The sequence below is a fragment of the Actinomadura graeca genome (genome assembly GCF_019175365.1).
GTDB lineage: Bacteria > Actinomycetota > Actinomycetes > Streptosporangiales > Streptosporangiaceae > Spirillospora > Spirillospora graeca.
Map to the genome: position 1 here is coordinate 4,810,179 of NZ_CP059572.1, position 21,213 is coordinate 4,831,391.

20 protein-coding genes are annotated in these 21,213 nt (G+C 70.9%); 12 read left to right on the top strand and 8 right to left on the bottom strand.

Translation table 11 applies throughout. From position 1 onward, the window contains the following. Nucleotides 1-103: 103 nt before the first annotated feature. The gene (locus AGRA3207_RS21390) at nt 104-415 is read left to right on the top strand and encodes a WhiB family transcriptional regulator (protein ID WP_067450393.1); all 312 of its coding nucleotides are present in this window, start codon (nt 104-106) and stop codon (nt 413-415) included. Nucleotides 416-1,100: 685 nt separating this feature from the next. On the opposite strand, the gene bagB is transcribed toward AGRA3207_RS21390, so the two are convergent. Together bagB and bagA are read right to left on the bottom strand one after the other, a co-directional pair. Next, on the bottom strand, nt 1,101-2,258 hold the full coding sequence (gene bagB, locus AGRA3207_RS21395) for an ATPase BagB (RefSeq protein WP_231328819.1): 1,158 nt from the start codon (nt 2,256-2,258) through the stop codon (nt 1,101-1,103). Between the two features lie 64 nt (nt 2,259-2,322). Continuing rightward, entirely contained in the window at nt 2,323-3,318 is a 996-nt protein-coding gene (gene bagA, locus AGRA3207_RS21400; protein WP_231328820.1) for an ATPase BagA, read from the bottom strand. Between the two features lie 204 nt (nt 3,319-3,522). On the opposite strand from bagA, the gene AGRA3207_RS21405 reads away from it, so the two are divergent. The 5 genes from AGRA3207_RS21405 to AGRA3207_RS21425 all read left to right on the top strand — a co-directional run bounded on the left by AGRA3207_RS21405 (nt 3,523) and on the right by AGRA3207_RS21425 (nt 7,407). Continuing rightward, nucleotides 3,523-4,617 carry a slipin family protein gene (locus tag AGRA3207_RS21405; protein ID WP_231328821.1) on the top strand — a complete coding sequence of 365 codons (1,095 nt, stop codon included), beginning with the start codon at nt 3,523-3,525 and terminating at the stop codon, nt 4,615-4,617. Nucleotides 4,618-4,776: 159 nt separating this feature from the next. Continuing rightward, nucleotides 4,777-4,935 carry a Sp36 family protein gene (locus tag AGRA3207_RS21410; protein ID WP_131897152.1) on the top strand — a complete coding sequence of 53 codons (159 nt, stop codon included), beginning with the start codon at nt 4,777-4,779 and terminating at the stop codon, nt 4,933-4,935. Nucleotides 4,936-5,050: 115 nt separating this feature from the next. Next, complete coding sequence (locus tag AGRA3207_RS21415) at nt 5,051-5,512, top strand: RidA family protein (protein ID WP_231328822.1); 462 nt, start codon at nt 5,051-5,053, stop codon at nt 5,510-5,512. 88 nt (nt 5,513-5,600) lie between these two features. Beyond that, a complete protein-coding gene (locus AGRA3207_RS21420) occupies nt 5,601-6,449 on the top strand; it encodes an NUDIX hydrolase (protein ID WP_231336338.1) in 849 nt (282 codons plus the stop codon). Nucleotides 6,450-6,594: 145 nt separating this feature from the next. After that, nucleotides 6,595-7,407, top strand: coding sequence for an MBL fold metallo-hydrolase (locus AGRA3207_RS21425; protein WP_231336339.1), 813 nt, complete (start codon nt 6,595-6,597; stop codon nt 7,405-7,407). Between the two features lie 333 nt (nt 7,408-7,740). Here the strand turns inward: AGRA3207_RS21425 and AGRA3207_RS21430 are convergent, their stop codons facing one another. Then, a complete protein-coding gene (locus AGRA3207_RS21430; protein WP_231328823.1) occupies nt 7,741-8,427 on the bottom strand; it encodes a Crp/Fnr family transcriptional regulator in 687 nt (228 codons plus the stop codon). Nucleotides 8,428-8,539: 112 nt separating this feature from the next. Between AGRA3207_RS21430 and nth the strand changes: the two genes are divergently transcribed. The 3 genes from nth (at nt 8,540) to AGRA3207_RS21445 (ending at nt 11,472) form a co-directional block, all read left to right on the top strand. Then, entirely contained in the window at nt 8,540-9,295 is a 756-nt protein-coding gene (gene nth / locus AGRA3207_RS21435; RefSeq protein ID WP_231328824.1) for an endonuclease III, read from the top strand. A 147-nt stretch (nt 9,296-9,442) separates the two neighbouring features. Next, on the top strand, nt 9,443-10,039 hold the full coding sequence (locus AGRA3207_RS21440) for an NUDIX hydrolase (protein ID WP_231328825.1): 597 nt from the start codon (nt 9,443-9,445) through the stop codon (nt 10,037-10,039). 236 nt (nt 10,040-10,275) lie between these two features. Beyond that, entirely contained in the window at nt 10,276-11,472 is a 1,197-nt protein-coding gene (locus AGRA3207_RS21445; protein ID WP_231328826.1) for a MarP family serine protease, read from the top strand. A gap of 68 nt (nt 11,473-11,540) precedes the next feature. Here the strand turns inward: AGRA3207_RS21445 and AGRA3207_RS21450 are convergent, their stop codons facing one another. From AGRA3207_RS21450 to acs, 5 genes are all read right to left on the bottom strand, one after another. Then, a complete protein-coding gene (locus tag AGRA3207_RS21450; protein ID WP_231328827.1) occupies nt 11,541-11,900 on the bottom strand; it encodes a DUF309 domain-containing protein in 360 nt (119 codons plus the stop codon). A gap of 151 nt (nt 11,901-12,051) precedes the next feature. Beyond that, complete coding sequence (locus AGRA3207_RS21455; protein ID WP_231328828.1) at nt 12,052-12,975, bottom strand: alpha/beta fold hydrolase; 924 nt, start codon at nt 12,973-12,975, stop codon at nt 12,052-12,054. Between the two features lie 5 nt (nt 12,976-12,980). Beyond that, nucleotides 12,981-13,415 carry a phage holin family protein gene (locus AGRA3207_RS21460; RefSeq protein ID WP_231328829.1) on the bottom strand — a complete coding sequence of 145 codons (435 nt, stop codon included), beginning with the start codon at nt 13,413-13,415 and terminating at the stop codon, nt 12,981-12,983. A gap of 89 nt (nt 13,416-13,504) precedes the next feature. Further along, on the bottom strand, nt 13,505-14,791 hold the full coding sequence (nhaA, locus tag AGRA3207_RS21465; RefSeq protein WP_231328830.1) for a Na+/H+ antiporter NhaA: 1,287 nt from the start codon (nt 14,789-14,791) through the stop codon (nt 13,505-13,507). A 338-nt stretch (nt 14,792-15,129) separates the two neighbouring features. Continuing rightward, nucleotides 15,130-17,094 (bottom strand): acetate--CoA ligase, encoded by a 1,965-nt coding sequence (gene acs / locus AGRA3207_RS21470; protein WP_231328831.1) that lies wholly within the window; start codon nt 17,092-17,094, stop codon nt 15,130-15,132. A 515-nt stretch (nt 17,095-17,609) separates the two neighbouring features. On the opposite strand from acs, the gene AGRA3207_RS21475 reads away from it, so the two are divergent. The 3 genes from AGRA3207_RS21475 to ssd all read left to right on the top strand — a co-directional run bounded on the left by AGRA3207_RS21475 (nt 17,610) and on the right by ssd (nt 20,998). After that, nucleotides 17,610-18,401: a Fic family protein gene (locus tag AGRA3207_RS21475; protein WP_231328832.1), complete on the top strand. Its 792-nt coding sequence runs from the start codon at nt 17,610-17,612 to the stop codon at nt 18,399-18,401. A gap of 35 nt (nt 18,402-18,436) precedes the next feature. Beyond that, nucleotides 18,437-19,054, top strand: a complete 618-nt coding sequence (locus tag AGRA3207_RS21480) for a pentapeptide repeat-containing protein (RefSeq protein ID WP_231328833.1) — start codon at nt 18,437-18,439, stop codon at nt 19,052-19,054. An 864-nt stretch (nt 19,055-19,918) separates the two neighbouring features. Further along, complete coding sequence (gene ssd / locus AGRA3207_RS21485) at nt 19,919-20,998, top strand: septum site-determining protein Ssd (protein ID WP_231328834.1); 1,080 nt, start codon at nt 19,919-19,921, stop codon at nt 20,996-20,998. Nucleotides 20,999-21,213: the final 215 nt, after the last annotated feature.

Below are 21,213 nucleotides of genomic sequence, written 5' to 3' on the forward strand. Positions count from 1 at the left end.
TTCCGTAAGTTCTTCCCCACGGCTTTCGTTTGGCGGCCTGACGTCCGCGCCCGTCCGGCCAAGGAGCGCAAATCGACACAGACCCTAGGGGAGTGGGGCCAAGATGTGGATCACGGATTGGACCGCCCGCGCCGCCTGCCGTAACGCGGATCCTGACGCCCTGTTCGTGCAGGGAGCTGCGCAGAACCGAGCCAAGCTCATCTGCCGTGGCTGCCCGGTGCGCACGGAGTGTCTCGCCGACGCCCTCGACAACAGGATCGAGTTCGGCGTCTGGGGCGGGATGACCGAGCGGGAACGCCGCGCGCTGCTGCGCAGGCGGCCGGACGTGCAATCGTGGCGCGAGCTGCTGGAGACCGCGAAGGACGAGTACGAGCGGTCCGTGGACGTCGACGAGGAGGAACTCGTCGCCAGCTGACCCGGCCCCCGGCGGCCGACCCGTCCGGTGGTCGGGCCGTTCCGGTGGCCGGTCGGTTTCTCAGGTGGTCGGGCCGTGCAGTGGCGGCCTGGTGCAGGTGGTCGGCTCGTCCGGTTGGTCGGCCATCTTGGTGGTGCGCGACGTCCGGGTGCTGGACATGCCCGGACGATTCGTCGTGCGCGCGTGCGGACCTGCCCATATCGTCACGGCGTCAGGTGCGCCGGGCCGGTCCGGGTCAGGTCGGCGACGGTGTGCTGCCCTGTTCAGGCGGCCGCCGGTTCGCCCGAGCCGTCCGGCCGGTTTCTGTGCGGCGGCCGTCGTTCGTGTGTGACGCGCGCCGATGCTGGGCGGAGTCGTTGTGGATATGCACCGTTCCAAGCGTGGACGTGCGGTATGTCCGGGTGATGTCGGTGCCGTTCAGCGGCTCCGATGCTCCATTTCCGGACGGCCGTAGGCGCAAATCCGTCCCGTCCCTGACCGCTTTCTTCTGGCCCGGCACCACCGCGCCCGGTGAACATCGCGGTCACGCAGCCGGGACTCGCCGTCTGATCAACAGTGTTGATGTGTATTCGCGCAGGTCAGCGCTTCTTCGTGTGGCCGCGAAGAACCGTTCGGCCGTGCAGGTCAGACGTCCACGCGGGGCGAGGCGGTCGCGCGGGGTCGGGCGCCACGTGGGGCGAACGGGTCAGGCGGCAGCGCTGGGCGCGGGCGGCGCGGCCAAATCCTCACCCACCCGCCGCAGCCCCTCCAGGTCGTGGACGTCCTCGGCCTGGGCCGGGACCGCGGTGACCGGGACCGTCGGATGCGTGGACGCGAAGTGGTCGCGCAGGCGTTCCTCGCGCGCGGCCAGCTGCATGCGGTCGGTGTGCAGGCGGAGCAGGGCCGCGGTCAGCGTGTGCTCGCCGCGCTCCTCCAGCGTCTCGGCCGCCGCCTGGCTGCGCGCCGCGGACGGGCTCGCGGACGCCGCCTCGTGGACGCGGTTGACGACCAGCCCGGCGAGCGGCATCCGTTCCTCGGCGAGACGCTCCACGAAGTAGGACGCCTCCCGGAGCGCGTCCGGCTCGGGCGCGGCCACCACCAGGAACGCGGTGCCGGGCGTCTGCAGCAGCTCGAACGTCTTCTCGGCGCGCTCGCGGAACCCGCCGAACATCGTGTCGAACGCCGCGACGAAGGTCTGGACGTCCCGCAGCAGCTGCACGCCGATGACCTTGTTGACCACGCCGGTGAACATGCCGAACCCGGCACTGATGACCTTGACGCCGAAGCGGCCGCCGGTCTTCGCCGGGGCGGCGAGGATCCGCATGAAGCGGCCGTCGAGGAAACGGCCCATCCGCTCGGGCGCGTCGAGGAAGTCCAGCGCGTTCCGCGACGGCGGGGTGTCGACGACGATCAGGTCCCACGCGCCGGAGCGGTGCAGCTGGCCGAGCTTCTCCATCGCCATGTACTCCTGGGTGCCGGAGAGGCTGGAGGACAGCGACTGGTAGAAGGGGTTCGCGAGGATCTGCTTGGCCCGGTCGGGGTCGGCGTGCGCCTCGACGATCTCGTCGAACGTCCGCTTCATGTCGAGCATCATCGCGTGCAGCTCGCCATCGCCCTCGACGTCGATCCGGCGCGGGTTGTTGTCCAGCTCGGAGAGGCCCATCGACTGGGCGAGCCTGCGGGCGGGGTCCACCGTCAGGACGACCACGTCGCGTCCCCGCTCGGCGGCGCGGACACCGAGGGCCGCGGCCGTCGTGGTCTTGCCCACCCCGCCGGAGCCGCAGCACACGATGATCTTCGTGCGGGGGTCGTCGAGCAGCGCGTCCACGTCCAGGACGGGCGGGATCTTGCCGGTCGGGCTCATCGGGTCGTCTCCCCCGTTCGGGACGCGGTTCCGGAGGGTGTGCCGGACGGGTGCTGGAAGCGCGTCATGCGGCACCTTGCGCGCGCAGGGCGGCGGCCAGGTCGTACAGGCCGGCGAGGTCCATGCCGTCCGAGAGGAGGGGAAGGGTGTAGCGCGGACGGTCGATCGACTCCAGGCGCTCCTTCTCACGGCGTTGCAGGGCCGTGCGCCGGGCGTGCTCGGCGGCCTCCGAGGCGAGGACGGCCGCGATGGCCTCGGCGTCGTGCTCGAGCCCGGCGGCCTTGACGCCGCGCAGGATCCCGTCGGCGTCCAGGTCGCCCGCCGCGGCGGCGGCGAGGTCGTCCTCGTCCAGGACGGGAGGGTGCTCCATGTTGACGATCACTCCGCCGATGGGCAGGCCGACCTCGGTGAGGTCGTGGATGCCGTCCATCGTCTCCTGGACGGGCATCTCCTCCAGGAGTGTCACGAAATGCACGGCCGTCTCGGGACTGCGCAGCACCTTCATCACGGTGTCGGCGTGGTTGCGGACCGGCCCGACCTTCGCGAGCCCGGAGACCTCGTCGTTGACGTTCAGGAACTTGGTGATGCGCCCGGTGGGCGGGGCGTCCATGACGACGGCGTCGTAGATGAACGAGCCGTCCTTCTTCTTGCGGCGGACGGACTCGCTGGTCTTCCCGGTGAGGATCACGTCGCGCAGCCCCGGCGCGATGGTCGTCACGAAGTCGACGATGCCGAGCTTGGACATCGCCTTCCCGGCGCGCTTGAGGCTGTAGAACATCTCCAGGTACTCGATGAGCGCCTCTTCGGTGTCGACGGCGAGCGCGTAGACGTCCCCGCCGTCCGGCGCGACGGCCACCCGGCGCTCCTCGTACGGCAGGGGCGGGCAGTCGAAGAGCTGGGCGATGCCCTGCCGCCCCTCGACCTCGACCAGCAGGACCTTCCGGCCGCCGGCGGCCAGGGCCAGGGCGAGTGCGGCCGCGACGGTGGTCTTGCCGGTGCCGCCCTTGCCCGTGACCACGTGCAGGCGCACGCCGTCCCAGTCGGTGTCTCTCGCGCTCACCTGATCGACCATATCGTTCGCTCGGCAAGGACTTCAGAGGGCGTCCTCGGGGATGCAAGTGATCCCTGACACGATGCCGTCCCAGGTCCCGATGCCGTTGTTTCCTCCGTGACCGCGAGGTTAGCTGGAAACCGAGACCGGTCTGCGGGCCGGGCCGTCCGGGCCTCGGGGACCCGGGCTTTCCACGCGAGAAAGGTGCCCGTGATGGAAGCGGTAGCCCTAGTCATCTTGCTCGTCGTCGTGGTGGGCGGGCTGCTCACCCTGGCGTCGTCGCTCCGCGTCGTCCAGCAGTTCGAGCACGGGATCGTGTTCCGGTTCGGGCAGGTGCAGCGCGGTGGCGAGTTGCGCCCGGGGGCGGTCCGGAGCCCCGGCTTGACCGTGATTTTGCCGATCGCCGAGCGGATGCAGAAAGTCAACCAGCAGACGGTCACGATGGGGGTGCCCGCCCAGGAGGGCATCACGCAGGACAACGTGAGCGTCCGCGTCGACGCGGTCGTCTACTTCAGGGTGATCGATCCCGTGAAGGCGATCGTCAACGTCCAGAACTACGGGTACGCGGTCTCGCAGGTGGCGCAGACGTCGCTGCGGTCCGTCATCGGGCAGGCCGACATGCAGGAACTGCTCGGCGAGCGCGAGAAGATCAACGCGCGGCTCCGGACGATCATCGACGAGATCACGCAGGATCCGTGGGGCCTGCTGATCGAGCGGGTCGAGATCAAGGACGTGTCGCTGCCCGAGGGCATGAAGCGGTCGATGGCCCGGCAGGCGGAGGCCGAGCGCGAGCGCCGTGCCCGCATCATCACCGCGGACGGCGAGTTCCAGGCGTCCAAGCGGCTCGCGGCGGCGGCGGAGATCATGTCGCAGGACCCGGCCGCCCTCCAGCTGCGCCTGCTGCAGACGGTCGTGGAAGTGTCCGCCGAGAAGAACAGCACGCTGGTCATGCCGCTCCCGGTGGAGATCCTGCGGTTCTTCGACCGTGCGGCGGGCGCCGCGTCCGAACCGTCCGGCAAGGACGACCAGGCCAAGCCGGATCTCGGCGAACGGCTCGCCAAGGCGGAGGAGGAGCTGGCCAAGGCGGCGGAGCAGCCGTCCACGCTGCAGTCCGCCGAGGACGTCCCGCCCGTGATCGGGCTCGACGATCCCCAGCGGCACCACGGCCTGGACGAGGCCGAGCGGCCCCACGAGGTCTCCGGCCCGCCGGACGACCAGCCGCGCGGCATCTCCGGCGGCGAGGGCCCGTCCGCGGAGGGGACGCGGGAAGGCGGCACCCCGGGCGCGGACGGGCGGAACGGCGTGTGACCGGCGCCGTCCACCGCCGAAACCGGAGCGCGCGGCCCGTGTCGCCCCGTCGTTACTCGCCGGATCATTTGTGCATCCCCGGCGCCACCCTTCTCTGAACGCACCGTCGGAGGGCGGTTCGGAACGGCCGGGCATGCGCCGATCGCTAGGGTGAGGGCCATGACGAAGTGGGAGTACGCGACCGTTCCGCTGCTGGTGCACGCGACCAAGCAGATCCTCGACAATTGGGGCCAGGACGGGTGGGAGCTCGTCACCGTCCTGCCGGGGCCGAACCCGGAGAACCTTGTGGCGTACTTCAAGCGTGAGGTCCAGTCCTGATCCACCCGCGGCCTGGCGTGGGGGCCGCGGCGGGCGGCGCCCGTCCCGTCCGCGCTGTGCGAAGCTTGATCGGTAAGCGGGCCGCCGGGTCCGCGTCGCCTGGGAGGGAGTGGCCATGAGTACGCCCGAGGAGCGGATCGGCGAACTCGGACTGGAGCTGCCGGAGGTCGTCGCACCGCTGGCGTCCTACGTTCCCACGGCGCGGACGGGCTCGCTCGTCTACACGGCCGGGCAGGTCCCGATGGTCAAGGGCGAGCTGACCCTGACCGGCAAGGTCGGGGCGGACGTCACCGCGGAGCAGGCGGCCGAGCAGGCCCGGATCTGCGCGCTCAACGCCATCGCCGCCCTCAAGGCCGAGGTGGGAGAGCTGTCCAGGATCGTGAGGATCGTCAAGGTGGTCGGGTTCGTGGCCAGTTCCCCCGACTTCCACGGTCAGCCGCAGGTGATCAACGGGGCGAGCGACCTGCTGGGCGAGGTGTTCGGCGACGCGGGGAAACACGCCCGCAGCGCCGTGGGCGTCGCCGTCCTCCCGCGCGACGCGGTCGTGGAGGTCGAGGTCATCGCCGAGGTCGCCTGAGCGGGGACCGGGTTGACGGAACGTCATTCGGTATTCCCGGATGTCACGCCATGAGGATCACGAGGTGCCCGAGCGCGGCCGGACGGCGATGACCGGCCTGCTGCGGCTCCCGGCGGAGTTGCGGGACAGGGTCGAGGACGTCCTGGCCGGCCGGGCGGAACCGGTCCCCGCCCGGCACGCGGCCACGGTGGTGGTGCTCCGCGATCACGAGGAGCACGGCCTCCAGGCGTTCATGCTGCGGCGGGTCCGGTCGATGGCGTTCGCGCCCGGCGCGTACGTCTTCCCCGGCGGCGCGGTCGACCCGCGCGACGGGGAGGCGGCATTGGCCTGGGCCGGGCCGTCCCCTGCCGAGTGGGGTGCGGCGTTCAAGGCGGACGAGACGCTCGCGCGTGAACTGGTCTGCGCGGCCGTCCGGGAGACGTTCGAGGAGAGTCTCGTCCTGCTGGCGGGGCCGACGGGCTCGTCCGTCGTGGACGACACGCGAGGGGACGCGTGGGAAGCGGACCGCCAGGCCCTTCTGGGCCGCTCCCAGTCGTTCGGTGAGTTCCTCCACCGGCGTGGTCTCGTCCTACGGTCGGACTTGCTCAGGCCATGGGCCCACTGGGTGACGCCCGCTGTCGAGCCGAAACGCTACGACACGCGGTTCTTCGTCGCAGCGATCCCGGAGGGACAGCGCGCCGGGGACGTCAGCACCGAGGCCGACCAGGCGGCGTGGGTGCGTCCGGCCGAAGCCGCCGAGCGGGGGCGCAGGGGAGAGTGGCCCATGCTGCCGCCGACCGTGGCCACGCTCTCGGAGCTGTCCGCGTTCGAGACGGTCGCGGACGCCCTGGCCTCACCGCGGGAGATCGTCGTCTACGAGCCCGCGGCGGTGATCGTCGACGGCGAGCCGTACCTCGTCCTGCCCGAAGACATCGCGCAGCACTACGCGTCCGGGTGACGTGGCCGTGTCGCCGAGCCGGAGGCTGCACCTGTCCAGGGCCGTGATGCGGCTGCTCGCGGGCACGTCGGCGCTGCGCCACATGGAACGGCTGGGCTGGAACCCGCTCCGCCACCCCGATCGCGCCTCGGGCAGGATGGGGGAGATGAGCGATATCGACGGGATGGGGACGGAACGGGCAACCTGTGTGCTTGCCCCGAATCCGTCCGCGATGACGCTGGACGGGACGAACACCTGGATCATCGGCGAGCCCGGCGCCGAGGAGGTCGTGGTCGTCGACCCCGGCCCGAAGGACGGCGCCCATCTGCGCCGCGTCGTGGACATCGTCGCGTCCCAGGGGCGGCATGTCGGCCTCGTCCTGCTCACACACGGTCACCCCGATCACGCCGCGGGCGCCGAGAAGTTCGCTGGCCTCGCGGGTCATGGGGGTCTTGGGGGCTCCGGCGGCGGGCGGGTCAAGGTGCGGGCGCTCGATCCGCGGCACCGGCTCGGCGACGAAGGACTGTCCGAGGGCGACGTGATCACCACGGGCGGCCTGGAGCTGCGCGTGATGGAGACGCCCGGCCACACCGACGACTCGCTCACGTTCTGGCTGCCGGCCGACCGCGCCGTCCTCACCGGCGACACCGTCCTCGGGTACGGGACGACCGTCCTGGAGGGCAGGCTGGGCGACTATCTGAGTTCCCTGGACAGGCTCCGCGCGTTCTCCGCCGACAGGGACGCCGCCACGATCCTGCCCGGCCACGGGCCGAAGCTGGACGACCCGCTCGCCGTCCTCGACCACTACATCGACCACCGGCGCGAGCGCCTCGCCCAGGTGGAGGCCGCCGTCGCCGCGGGCGCCTCGACCGCACGGGAGGTCGTGGAGCGGGTTTACGCCGATGTGGACAAGTCACTGTGGCCCGCGGCGGAGTGGTCCGTCCAGTCGCAGCTGGACTATCTCAGGACCCGCGACTGACCCCCACAAGCGCGCGCGGGGCCGTCTAAGCGCGCGCGGGGGGCATGTCGGCAATGGGCATGTTCTTGCGCGAGACCGCGGCGCAGGGCCGCAAGTCGCGGTTCAGAGGGTTTCGTGGGGTGGCGCGCTCACGTGGGCGCCCATCTCGGACGCGGCGTGGGCGAGAGGGTGGTCGGGGTAGAGCCCGGGCCCGGCGGGGGCGGGCGGCGTCCAAGGGTCGTGCGAGGGGTGGTCTGGGACGGTCGTGCGAGGGGTGGTGGGCGCGGGGTGAGAAGCGTGTGGTGCCGGCCGCACGATCACGGCGCCGGTGGCGTGATCGTGCCGGCCTTCCCGTTACTTGGAGCGCTTGCGGAGCCGGTCGATGTCGAGGATCACCACGGCCCTGGCCTCGATCCGCAGCCAGTTGCGCTGGGCGAAGTCGGCGAGCGCCTTGTTGACCGTCTCGCGGGACGCGCCGACGAGCTGCGCCAGCTCCTCCTGCGTGAGGTCGTGGTGGACGTGCAGCCCGGCCTCGGACGGCTGCCCGAACCGCTCGGCGAGGTCGAGCAGCGCCTTGGCGACACGCCCGGGCACGTCCGTGAACACCAGGTCGGCCATCACGTCGTTGGTCTTGCGCAGCCGCTGGGCCAGCGCGCGCAGTAGCTGGACCGCCACTTCAGGGTGGCCGGTGAGCCAGGGACGTAGATCGTCGTGGCCGAGTCCGGCGAGCCGGCACTCGGTCACCGCGATGGCGCTGGCGGTCCGGGGACGGGGGTCGAACAGCGACAGCTCGCCGAACATCTCGCTCGGGCCGAGCACGCTGAGCAGGTTCTCCCTGCCGTCCGGCGCGGTCCGGGTCAGCTTGATCTTGCCTTCCAGGACGACGTACAGCCGGTCGCCCGTCTCCCCCTCGCTGAAGAGCGTCTGGCCCCGTGCGAGCCGCACCTCGGTCACGTTGGCGCGCAGCGCCTTGGCGCCCTGCTCGTCGAGGGCCTCGAAGAGCGGGGCTCTGCTCAGAACGTCCACGTCGCGGTCGGTCACGCTTCTCCTCCTCGAACACCTACATGCATAGTGTGACGTACGTCCCACCGCGTACGTGAAGGTAGGGTCACGGCGCGCCGAAACGCGGGACCGAACACGTACCCTTGCCCACGTGTCTCGCAACGGTAGTCCCGCCCCCGCGGCGGCGCCCCGCCAGCCCAGCCGGCCCCGGGCCGAGACGCGGCTCGCCCTCGTCCGCCGTTCCCGGCGGATCAACCGCGAGCTCGCCGCGCTCTACCCCGACGCCCACTGCGAGCTGGACTTCACGAACCCACTTGAGCTGTTGGTCGCCACGATCCTGTCCGCCCAGTGTACGGACCGGCGGGTGAATGCAGTCACACCGGCTCTCTTCGCCCGTTACCGGACCGCCGAGGACTACGCCGCGGCCGATCGGGAGGAGCTGGAGGCGATCATCCAGTCGACCGGTTTCTTCCGGGCGAAGGCGAACAACATCATGAAACTGGGCCATGACCTGAGCGAGCGTTACGGCGGTGACGTCCCGGGGCGGCTGAGCGACCTCGTCACGCTCCCGGGCGTCGGGCGCAAGACCGCCAACGTCGTCCTCGGCAACGCCTTCGACGTCCCGGGGATCACGGTCGACACCCATTTCGGCCGCCTCGCCCGGCGTTTCGGCTGGACGGACGAGACCGACCCGGTCAAGGTCGAGAAGGAGGTCGGCGAGCTGATCCCCCGCAAGGACTGGACGATGTTGTCGCACCGGCTCATCTGGCACGGCCGCCGCATCTGCCATTCGCGCCGTCCCGCGTGCGGCGCCTGCCCGCTCGCCCGGCTGTGCCCGGCGTTCGGCGAGGGGCCCACCGACGAGCCCACCGCTCGCAAACTGGTCAAGACCGGGCCGTTCTCCTGAGCGGGCGGACGGCGGAGACCTGGCCGGTATCCGAACAGATATCTGACGGGGAAGGAATGTGACCGTATCGGAGTTGGGACAGGCGTGACCGAGACAGCACCCCCTTCCCCGCCGTGGCTCGATCGTTTCCGTGCCACGGCGCCGCGGTTGACGGTGCCGTCGTTCTTCGAGCCGCCCCCGGACGCGCGCGCCGCCGCGGTGCTGATCCTCTTCGGCGAGGGGGCCGACGGTCCGGACATCCTGCTCACCGAGCGGGCCGCCACCCTCAACAAGCACGCGGGCCAGCCCGCCTTCCCCGGCGGCCGCATCGACCCCGAGGACGACGGCCCCGTCGCGGCGGCGCTGCGGGAGGCGTGGGAGGAGGCGGGCGTCGAGCCGTCCGGCGTGGACGTGCTGTGCTCGCTGCCGGAGCTGTACCTGTCGCGCAGTGAGCACCGGGTCACCCCCGTCGCCGGGTGGTGGCGCGAGCCGTCGGAGATCGCGCCCGGCCACCCCGGGGAGGTCGCGATGGTGGCGCGGGTGCCGATCGCGGAACTGGTCGACCCGGCGAACCGGCTGACGGTCCGGCACCCGTCGGGTCTCAAGCTGGGGCCCGCGTTCCGCGTCCGCGAGATGCTCGTGTGGGGGTTCACCGGGATGCTGCTCACCGAGGTGCTGGAGGCCGGCGGCTGGGACCGTCCCTGGGACGCGGAACGCGTCGAGGACCTGCCGCAGGACGTCCTGGACCTCGCGTCCCGCGACTGACAGACGGAGTACGCGGCACGCTACGGGACGGAAGATGGAGCGCTCCGGGACAGGTCCGCAGGTCAGCCGCCCGGGATCGTCTTGAGCCCGTCCTGAGCGCGTCCTGAGCCCGTTCCGGGGCCGTTCTGAGCGCGTACGGTGACCGTACGGCATCGCACCGGGCGGCTACCCAAGCCGTCACAATCTGGTACAGCGAGGGGACGTACACGGAGCCCCCGGCCCTATACGGTGAAGCGGTGCTGCACGACCACATTCTCGATCTCATCCTGCTCGTGCTCGTCGTGTTGTTCGGGATCTCGGGGTACCGGCAGGGCTTCATCGTCAGCCTGCTGAGCTTCGTCGGGTTCGTCGGCGGCGGGGTCGTGGGAGTGCTGGTCGCGCCGCCGATCGCCGGGACGGCCGTGAACGGCGGCGCGCAGCAGGCGCTGCTGGCCATCGTGATCGCGTTCCTGGCGGCCACGTTCGGGCAGCTCATGGCGTCGTCGGTGGGCGCGGTGCTGCGCAACCGCGTGACCGGGATGAACGCGCGCACCGCCGACACCGTCGGGGGCCCCTTCGTCAGCGCGCTGTCGCTGCTGATCGTCGCGTGGTTCTTCGGCCACCTGGTGGACGAGTCGGAGTTCAAGCCCCTGCGCACCCAGGTCAAGGGCTCCACGATCATCAACGGCATCAACGACGTGATGCCCACGGAGGCGCAGGGCTGGTTCTCCTCGTTCGAGGGGTTCGTGCGGAACAGCGAGTTCCCGCAGGTCTTCAACGGCCTCGGTGGCGAGTCGGTGGTGCAGGTGCCGCCGCCGGACGACTCCATCCTCAACACCGGCGCGCTGCGGAACGTCCGGCGCAGCATCGTCAAGGTCGTCAGCACGGCGCCGCAGTGCCAGCGCAGGATCGAGGGCACCGGCTTCGTGTTCGCGCCGGAGCACATCATGACCAACGCGCATGTCGTGGCGGGCGCGCGCGGGTCGTCGGTGGTGCAGTCGCTGAACGGCGCGAACGACCGCGGCCGGGTCGTCCTGTACGACCCGAAGCGGGACGTCGCGATCCTGTACGTGCCGGGGCTGGAGGCGCCGCCGCTGAAGTTCGCCGAGTCGGCCCGCGTCCGCGACAACGCGATCATCGCCGGTTTCCCGAAGAACCAGCCGTTCCGGGCCGGTGCCGCGCGGATCCGCGCCCGGCAGACCGCCAAGGGGCCGGACATCTACCACAGCGGCCAGGTCAGCCGTGAGATCTACGCCATCCGCGGGACGGTCGAGCCGGGCAACTCCGGGGGCCCGCTGCTGTCGACGGACGGACGCGTCTACGGCGTCATCTTCGCCGCCGCCCTCGACACGCCCTCCACCGGTTACGCGCTCACCGCCGAAGAGGTCGCCGCCGACGCGCGCACGGGCGCGACCCTCACCAATCCTGTCTCGACCCAGAGTTGCTCAGACTGAACCCACCGTCCCCTTGCGCGACCCGTCTACGGCGACCCGTCTCCAGGGGCTCGTCTACGGCGACCCGTCTACGGGGACTTGAGTTGAAGACGCACAGGGCCCTCGCTAGGACGATCGTCGACGAGAGCGCGTACCTGCTGAACGACCCCCCGGACATCTAGGCCGTGCGGGGGAGCGGTCTTGTACGGCTCCAGCCGGTCCGCCGAACGGCTGAGCAGAGCCACGGCGCCCTTGACGTTTCCACGGCGCAAGTGGGTGATGCCCACGGCCACCTGCGCGAGACCCCGCCACAGCTCCCGCTCGTCCTCGGGAGCGGCCTTCCAGACGGCTTCGAGTACCTCATGGGCGTGGAACGGACGATCGTCGTCCAGCAGGCGTTGCGCTTCGACGAGCGCCTCGTCCGGTTCCATGTCGAGGTCGTCGGGCATCGTCGGTATCCCGGTCGTGCCATGAGGCAGCGGACGGCCGTAGGCGTCGCGTGGGCGCGCGTTGCGTGGCCGTCCCGACTCGTCCCGATCCCGCATTCCTCCACCGTACGCGGGCTCGCATACGGGCTCACCTTGCGGCGAACCCACTCGGTCAGTGTTCCGGCTCCGGGTCGGCCAGCCAGCCGAGCAACTGGGAGTCGAACGCGCGGGGGCGTTCCTCATGGGGGAAGTGTCCTGCCCCTTCGATGAGCTTCCACCGGTACGGGGCCGCGACGTACCGTCCCGATCCCTGGGCGCTGCCAGGGAGGGTGCATGTGTCGAGTGCACCGTGCAGTTGGAGTGTCGGCGCGTGGATCGGCGTGCGCATGCGGTGCGCGTACCGGATACCGTCCGGACGAGGCTGGGAGCGGACCAGCCACCGGTGATACTCCAGAGCGCAGTGCACCGTACCGGGGATCTGCACGGCGCGCCGGAAGAGTCGTTCCGCGCGCTCGTCCGGCCAGCCCGGACCCGACCACTTGTGCAGAAGGCGGCCCACCATGGCCGCGTCATCGCGAACAAGGCGCCGCTCCGGCCACATGGGCAGCTGGAAGCCGAGCATGTGGCGTGTCGCCCATCCCTGGCCGCGGAGATCGCCCCGGACGGCCTGCCGCAGCCGCAGCGGATGCGGGGCGCCCACCACGGCCAGCCGCTGGACGACCTTCGGGTGGTAGACCGCCATCGTCCAGGCCAGCAGCCCGCCCCAGTCGTGCCCGACCACGATCGCGTTGGCCTCGCCCAGGGCGCGGACGAGCCCGGCGGCGTCCCCGGCCAGCGTGACCAGGTCGTAGCCGCGCGGCGGCTTGTCGCTGCCGCCGTAGCCCCGCAGGTCCGCCGCGGCCGCGCGGTACCCCGCGGCGGCGAGCGACACCAGCTGGTTGTGCCAGGACCACCAGAACTCGGGGAAGCCGTGCAGCAGCAGCACGAGCGGCCCCTCGCCGGCCTCGGCGACGTGGAAGCGCGTCCCGCCCGCGCTGACCGCCCGGTGCGTCCAGGGGCCGTCCACCTCGACCAGCGACGTGTCGTGCCCGGCCATGGCGCTCAGCCCTTGAGAGCGGGGGTGTCGTCCGAGTCGCCGCGGTGCCGCAGCATGGTGATGTCGTCCTTCAGCGTCCTGCGTGTCCGCTTCGCCCCGTCGATCTTGCGGATGCGCAGGTAGCCGATCCCGATCAGCCCGAGGGCGAGCAGCAGGTAGACGCCGGAGACGATGAGGAACGCGGCCCAGTGCCAGATGCCGAGCGCGACCAGCCCGTACGCCGCCGCCATCGAGAGCAGGATGACGATCAGCCCGGCGATCAGCGCGGCGATGCCGAACATCGCACTGCCGAGCGCGGCCTTCTTGGCGTCGGCCTTCAGCTCCAGCTTGGCCAGGTCCATCTCCGCCCTGACCAGGTTGGAGACGTTGCTGGACGCCAGCGCGACCAGCTCGCCGAGGGATTTCTCCTCGACGCGCTCGCCCGGCAATGCCTCGGACATATCGCTTTCTCCTTCCAGAGCCCCCCGGCCGCCATGCTTGCCCAAGCCTGGCAGTCGGGCGGACCGTCCGGCCACCCGGTGTCACGACGTCAGTCCAGGCGCGCGCGCTGACGCACCCTTCTGCGGAAGACGACGGTCGCGGCCGCCGAGGCGATCACGCTCGCGATCAGGACCGCAGTCGTCACTCTCTCGAATTGTGACGGGTCGGTATAGGCCAAACCGCCGATCAGCAGGGAAACGGTGAAACCGACCCCGGCGAGCATCGCGACTCCGGCGATCTCACGCCAGTGCAGTTCCTCCCCCAGCGTCGCCAGGCCGACCCGTACGGCCGCCCAGGCGCCGCCGAGGACGCCCACGAACTTACCGATCACCAGACCCGCGATCACGCCGAGGGCCACCCGATCGCCGAAAACCGCTCCCAGCGCCGATCCGCCCAGCGTCACTCCGGCCGACAGGAACGCGAACACGGGAACGCAGAATCCCGCAGAGAACGGCCTGAGGACGTGGTCCGCGCGTTCGGCGTTCGTGGGCCTCTCGTCCGGTGTCTCATGCGGACTGGTCAGCATTCCCAATGCCACACCGGCGACCGTGGCGTGTATCCCGCTTCGCTGGACGCAATACCAGGCGAGGAGGGCCAGCGGCACGTACACCCATGGCGAGCGGACGTTCCTGGACTGCAGCAGCCCGTACACCGCGATGAGCACCACTCCGAGCAGGAGCGGAACCCAGCTGGGACTCTCGGTGTAGAAGACCGCGATGATCGTGATGGCGATCAGGTCGTCCACCACGGCGAGGGTCAGCAGGAACGCGCGCAACGGCGCCGGGCACGCCGAGAACGTCACGGCCAACACCGCCAGCGCGAACGCGATGTCGGTGGCGGTCGGCACCGCCCAGCCCTTCGCCGCCCCGGGCTCCCCGGCGCTGACCAGCAGGAAGATTAGCGCGGGCACCACCACCCCCGCGGCCGCCGCGATCACCGGCAGCGCCGCGTCCCGCGCGTTTCGCAGTTCGCCGTGCGTCAGCTCCTCGCGCAGCTCAAGTCCGGCGATGAAGAAGAACACCGCCAGCAGCCCGCTCGACGCCCAGTGCTGCATGTCCATGTGGCCGATGTGCATCCAGTGCGGGCTGAGCCCGTACTCCCGCAGATCGGTGTACGACGCCGCCCACGGCGTGTTCGCCCAGGCCAGCGCCGCCACCGCCGCGACGAGCATGATCACGCCGCCGACCGTCTCGGTGCGCAGCGCCTGCGTGACCTGCCGGCCGTAGCGGACCGTGGGCCGGAACGGCCAGCTCGCGGCGACCCGGCGCGGCGCGGACCGGTCGTTTCGGCCGTGCGGCGGCTGGTGGTCACGGCGTGGCGCGGGCTGGCGCGGCATTGGAGGCACCCCCGGGAAGACGAACGGACGACTGAGACCAACCCGCGTCCGGCCACGGGAAAGACCCCTGCCGACCAGACTTCCCGGCGCACCTGGATCCCACCCTACCTGCAAGATCCCATGCGCCCCTCGCACGCCCTGGGGCCGTCCTCCGCGCGCGCTACCCGCGTGACCCGGAGCGCCCTTCTGGCGGCCCTGGGCGGTCGCGCGAGGGGCCGGCTGGGGCTCGACGAGGGGTCCGCCCCTGCGCCGGACGTGCGACGGCCCGCGTTCAGGACGAGAAACGTTGTTTCCGTCCAGACGCGGGCCGCCGCCTCACACCGTGCCGGTCGTGCTGGTCAGTCCTCGGACTTGGCGCTGGGCAGCTTCTCGGAGATCAGGTCCATCACCGTGCTGTCCGCGAGGGTGGTGACGTCCCCGATGCTGCGGTTCTCGGCGACATCGCGCAGCAGCCGCCGCATGATCTTGCCGGAGCGCGTCTTGGGCAGCTCCGGCACGATCATGATCTGGCGGGGCTTGGCGATCGGGCCGAGCGTCCTCGCGACGTGGTCGCGCAGCTCCTTGAGGAAGTCCGCGCCCTCGACGTCGCCCGCGCTGCCGCGGGGGATGACGAACGCCACGATGGCCTGCCCGGTCAGCGGGTCGGTCGCGCCCACGACCGCCGCCTCCGCCACCTTCGGGTGCGAGACCAGCGCCGACTCCACCTCCGTGGTGGAGATGTTGTGCCCGGACACCAGCATCACGTCGTCGACCCGGCCGAGCAGCCACAGATCGCCGTCGTCGTCCTTCTTGGCGCCGTCACCGGCGAAGTACAGGCCGTCGAACCGCGACCAGTACGTCTTGACGTACCGCTCATCGTCGCCCCAGATGGTGCGGAGCATCGACGGCCACGGCTCCTTGACCACGAGGAACCCGCCGCCGCCGTCCGGCACCGCGTTGCCCTGGTCGTCCACCACGTCCGCCACGATCCCCGGCAGCGGCCGCATCGCCGCACCCGGCTTCCCGGCCGTCACGCCCGGAAGCGGGCTGATCATGATGCCGCCGGTCTCCGTCTGCCACCACGTGTCGACCACGGGGGCCTTGCCCCCGCCGATGTGCTCGCGGTACCAGACGTACGCCTCGGGGTTGATCGGCTCACCGACGCTCCCCAGAACGCGCAGGGACGACAGGTCGAACCGGGCGGGGATGTCGTCGCCCCACTTCATGAACGTGCGGATCGCCGTGGGCGCCGTATAGAAGATGGAGACCTTGTACTTCTGGATGAGTTCCCACCAGCGACCCTGGTGCGGCGTGTCCGGAGTGCCCTCGTACATTACGCTGGTGGCGCCGTTGGCGAGCGGCCCGTACACGATGTAGGAGTGGCCCGTCACCCACCCGATGTCGGCCGAGCACCAGTACACGTCCTTCTCGGGCTTCAGGTCGAACACCGCATGGTGCGTGTAGGCGATCTGGGTCAGATACCCACCGGTGGTGTGCAGGATGCCCTTCGGCTTACCCGTCGTACCGGACGTGTAGAGGATGTACAGAGGGTGCTCCGAGTCCATGGGCTCGGCGGTGTGCTCCTCACTCTGCCGCTCCACCACGTCCTGCCACCACACGTCGCGCTCGTTCTCGGCGACCTCCTCGCCTGTGCGGCGCACGACGAGGACGTTCTCCACGGTCGGCGTCTGGGCGACGGCCTCGTCCACGGTCGGCTTCAGGGCGGACGGCTTGCCGCGCCTGTACCCGCCGTCGGCCGTGATGACGAGCTTGGCCTGCGCGTCATCGATGCGGGTGCGGAGCGCGTCCGCGGAGAAGCCGCCGAACACCACCGAGTGCGTCGCGCCGATGCGCGCGCACGCGAGCATCGAGATCGGCAGCTCGGGGATCATCGGCAGGTAGATCGCGACCCGGTCGCCCTTGCGGATGCCGAGCTCCAGCAGCGCGTTCGCCGCCTTGCCCACCTCCCGCTGCAGGTCGGCGTACGTGAGCGTCCGGGTGTCCCCCGGCTCGCCCTCCCAGTGGAAGGCGATCTTCGCGCCGCGGCCGGCCTCCACGTGCCGGTCCACGCAGTTGTAGGCGACGTTCAGCTCGCCGCCCACGAACCACTTGGCGAACGGCGGGTTGCTCCAGTCGAGGACCTCGTCCCAGCGCTTGGACCAAGTCAGCCGGTCCGCCTGCCGGGCCCAGAAGCCCAGACGATCTTCGGACGCCTCGTCGTACGCCTCGGCCTTGACGTTCGCCGACTCGGCGAGCTCGGCCGGAGGTGCGAAACGCCGCGTCTCCTGAAGGAGGTTCGACAGTGTCTCTTGGCTCTGGCTCAACGCGTGCTCCTTGCTAGCTGACGGGGGTCGCCCGGTGTGCCCACTCCACCAGGAAAGGTCACGCCCGCACAAGACCGCTTCCCACGTGTTGAGCAGGAACGCACCCAGCGCTCATGGCTCCTGACGATGCTATGTGATGCTCCGCACAGGCCCCCGTCCCGGTATGCAAGACGCCCCCGCACCGCCCGCTCTGGCGCCCCGCACCGCCCGATCCGGCGCCCGCACCACCCGGTCTGGGCGCGCGCGCAGCCCCGGCCAGGCACCCGCACCGCCCGGCCAGGCACCCGCGTCGCCCGTCCTGGCGCCCGCACAGCTCGGCCTGGCGCCCGCACCGCCCGTCCTGGCGCCCGCACCGCCCGTCCTGGCGTCCGCACCGCCCGTCCTGGCGTCCGCACCGCCCGTCCTGGCGTCCGCACCGCCCGTCCTGGCGTCCGCATCGCCCGGTCGGGCCGCGCGTCGCCCAGTCGGGCCCCTGCGCCGCCCAGTCCGGCGCGGCGACCGCATAGGGTCGGGCCGTGACCGATGCCTTTGCCGATGTGGCGAACCTCCCCGGCGTGGCGGATGCCGTCGCCAGCGCGCGCGCCGCCGTGGACCGCCTGCTGGGCCACCGCGTCCTGCGGCGGCGGAGCGCTGAGGTTTCCACCGAGTCCGCCCTACGCGGCGCCAGGGCGTCAGCCGTCCTCGAAGGCTCTCCGGTCACTCTGGACGCCCTGCGAGTCAGCGACCCCCCGGCCGACCCCGTCGTGCAGGGGGCGCTGCGGGTGTCGGCCGAACTGGGCGCCCTGTCCGAGACATGGCGGCAGGCGCCCCGGCAGGTTCTCGCACGCCTTTACGTCCTCGCGGCAGCGGACGCCATCGAGACTGAGGAACTCGGCCGTCCGCGCATGGACGACCGTCCTGTGAAGGACATCCTCGGGCTGGGCGAACCGCCGTCCCCAGCCGAGGTGGCGACACGACTGGACGCTCTTAGCGGGCTCCTGACCCGCCCCACCAAGGCCCCGGCGCTCGTCGTCGCCGCCATCGTGCACGGGGAACTGCTGGCGCTGCGTCCGTTCGGCTGGGGAGACGGCATCGTCGCCCGTGCCGCCCAGCGTGTCACCCTTGTCTCCCGTGGGCTCGACCCCAAATCCTTGACCGCCCCTGAAGTCGGCCACGCCGAACTCGCCGGAGAGTACGCCGAGGCGATCCGCGGCTACGCGTCCGGCACGTCCGAGGGCGTGGCCGCCTGGATCGCCCATTGCGCCGCCGCCACCGCCGCTGCGGCCCGCGATTCGCAGGCGATCTGTGAGGCGTTCCTCCGGGGCTGAGGTCGTCTGTCGGTGGGATGCGTCATGGTGAGGCCATGGCAGATCGCAAGCACGCGCGTCCTGCGGCGCCCACGGACACCACCGTCTCTTCCGCCGACTGGGACTCCCGTGATCTGACGGGTGAGCAGCACGAACGCGTGCTGTTCGTGGACGTGGACATGACCGAGGCCGGTGGCGTCGGGGCGGTGTTCACCGACTGCACGTTCCGCGGCGTCCGCTTCAACGCGTCGACGCACACCGACTCCGCGTTCGTGAACTGCACCTTCGTCCGCTGCCGTCTCTTCGACGCGACGTTCAGCGGCTGCAAGCTCGTCGGCAGCATGTTCGACGGCTGCACCTACGATCTGCTGAAGGTCAAAGGCGGCGACTGGTCGTTCACCGGCCTTCCCGGAGCGGACCTGCGCCGGGCCTCGTTCGAGGACGTCCGCATGCGCGAGGCCGATCTCACCGGCGCCCAGTGCGCCGGAGCCACGATCCGTGGTGTCGACCTGTCGGGCGCATGGTTGCATAAGGCGGACCTCACGCGATGCGACCTCCGCGGAAGTGACCTTTCCGCCATCGATCCACTGACCGTCGAACTGAGACAAGCGGTGATCGATCCGTTCCAGGCCGTCGTGATAGCCACCGCGCTGGGTTTGGACGTACGCGACTGACATAGCGAACGGCGTCCCTCTACGAGACGCCGTCGCCAGTCACGTCACACCGGGTTACCAAGCGTGCACCTCGTATTCGTCGGAGCGGGTCAAGCCCGTCTCGACGCGCCTCCCGCGGCTGGTCGCGCGTGGGTGCCCGGCTGCCGTGCTCGGACACATGGTCCGTATGTTCTGTCTACGCCTCGTTTGTCCGGATGACAACCCCCCATTGGCAAAACCGATGCGGCAATGCGGGGCGCCGCCGGACGATCCCGCCGCTGGTCATGGCGTCAAAGTAGCGCGGAATGCACCATTCCGGACTAAGCGCGGCCACCACCCCGATCGGGGATACCGATCACGCACTGTGATCATTTCTTTTTGGTGGCGACCCGGAAAGATCTTTAGTTCTGCTGTACGCTCCGACTTCCGTCCCGTTGCGCAAGACCGGATCGGACGGGGGCGCCGCCGCGCCTCCGGGCGGGGCGGGTTCGTCCGCAGCAGATGAGAAAAAACAGTGCAGCCAGGGCGAGTTTGCGGCTCGACGGAACTCGCGACGATCGGGCAGCATATGTTGTATCCACCTAGACTGGAGACGGCGAGTTTGCCTCTTCTATAGATCGAACTTGCGTACGCCCAGCCCGATCTCCTCTGAGACTTTCTTGGGAAAACGGGCCGGCTCTACCCCCCCGGAGCCGGACCGTTCTGGCGACCCCCGCTCTCCCCCCCGGCGGGGGTCGCCCAGCCGTGACGCGGCCGGGCGGTGGCACTGCCACCGCCCGGCCGCGAAAACCTGGCGGGGGAGGTTATCCACAGTTGGCGGGACCCCTTCCAGTCGCCGGTGGCGGGGTCGCAAGGTGGAGTCCTCCGGAGGATGAGGGGGATCCGATGAACCTTGCCGCGCTGATCGTCACGAGTGACCCTGCCCTGGCCGACGACCTGCTCCGCCTGGCGGCGGCCGCCGACGCCCACGCCGATGTCGCCCACGGAACCGACGAGGCGAGGACCGCCTGGACCTGGCCCGCCCTCGTTCTCGTGGGAGCCGACGTGGCGGAGGAAGTGGCATCGGCGGCCCTTCAGCGCCGCCAAGGCGTCGTCCTGGTCACGAGCGCGGACGCCACCCCGGAGACCTACCGCAAGGCGGTCGAGGTCGGTGCCCAGGACGTCGCGATCCTGCCCGACCACGAGGACTGGCTGATCAACGCCTTCGCCGCCGCGGCCGAACCCGACGGCAACCTCGGCGCGACGGTCTGCGTCGTCGGCTCACGCGGCGGCGCCGGGGCCAGCGCCTTCGCCGCCGCCTTCGGGCTGAGCGCCGCGGGCACGGGCCTGCGCACGCTGCTCGTCGACGCCGACCCTTTCGGCGGCGGAATCGACCTGCTGCTCGGGCTGGAAGGCCACGAGGGCGTCCGCTGGCACGATTTGGCGGAGCGGCGCGGCCGCCTCAACCCCGTCGGCCTCCGCGATTCCCTTCCCCACACCGGGGACCTGTCCGTCCTGTCCTGGCGCCGTGGCGAGCCCGTACCCGTCACCCAAGAGGCGACCCTCACCCTCCTCGACGCCGCCGTACGCGGTTTCGACCTGGTTGTCGCGGACGTCCCGCGCTACCCGGGCGACATGGGTCGCGCCGCCCTCCGCGCCGCCGATGTCACCTACCTGCTCGTCCCGGCCGAGGTCCGCGCAACCGTGGCCGCCGACGGCCTCGCGACGGCCCTCCGCCGTGACACCGCCGACCTCCGCGTCATCGTCCAAGGCCCGGCTCCAGGCGGGCTGACATCCGAGATGGTCGCCCAAGCCCTGGACGTCCGGCTCGCCGGGACCTTCGAACGCGACCGCCGGTTCCCCACCGCCATGGATGAGGGCACCCTCCCGCGAGTGTCCCGCCGAGGTCCCCTGGCCGACCTCTGCGCCCACATCCTCGCCGACCTCTCCCTGCAGCCCCACGCCTACCGGGAGGAGGCCGCGTGATGCCCAACAGCGCCACCCCAGCCCCCTCTCCACAACACTCACCCCACCTCCAGAAGGCGATTCCAGGAGCCAACCCCGCCGCCCCCAAGGGACCCCCGTCCCAAGCCGCACACCCCAACTCGCACACCACCACCCACAAAACCGGGGCCACCCCACCCCCGGAGCTCCGTCGCTACCACCCCCGGCCCTCCGGCCCTGCCGCCCCGGACATCCAC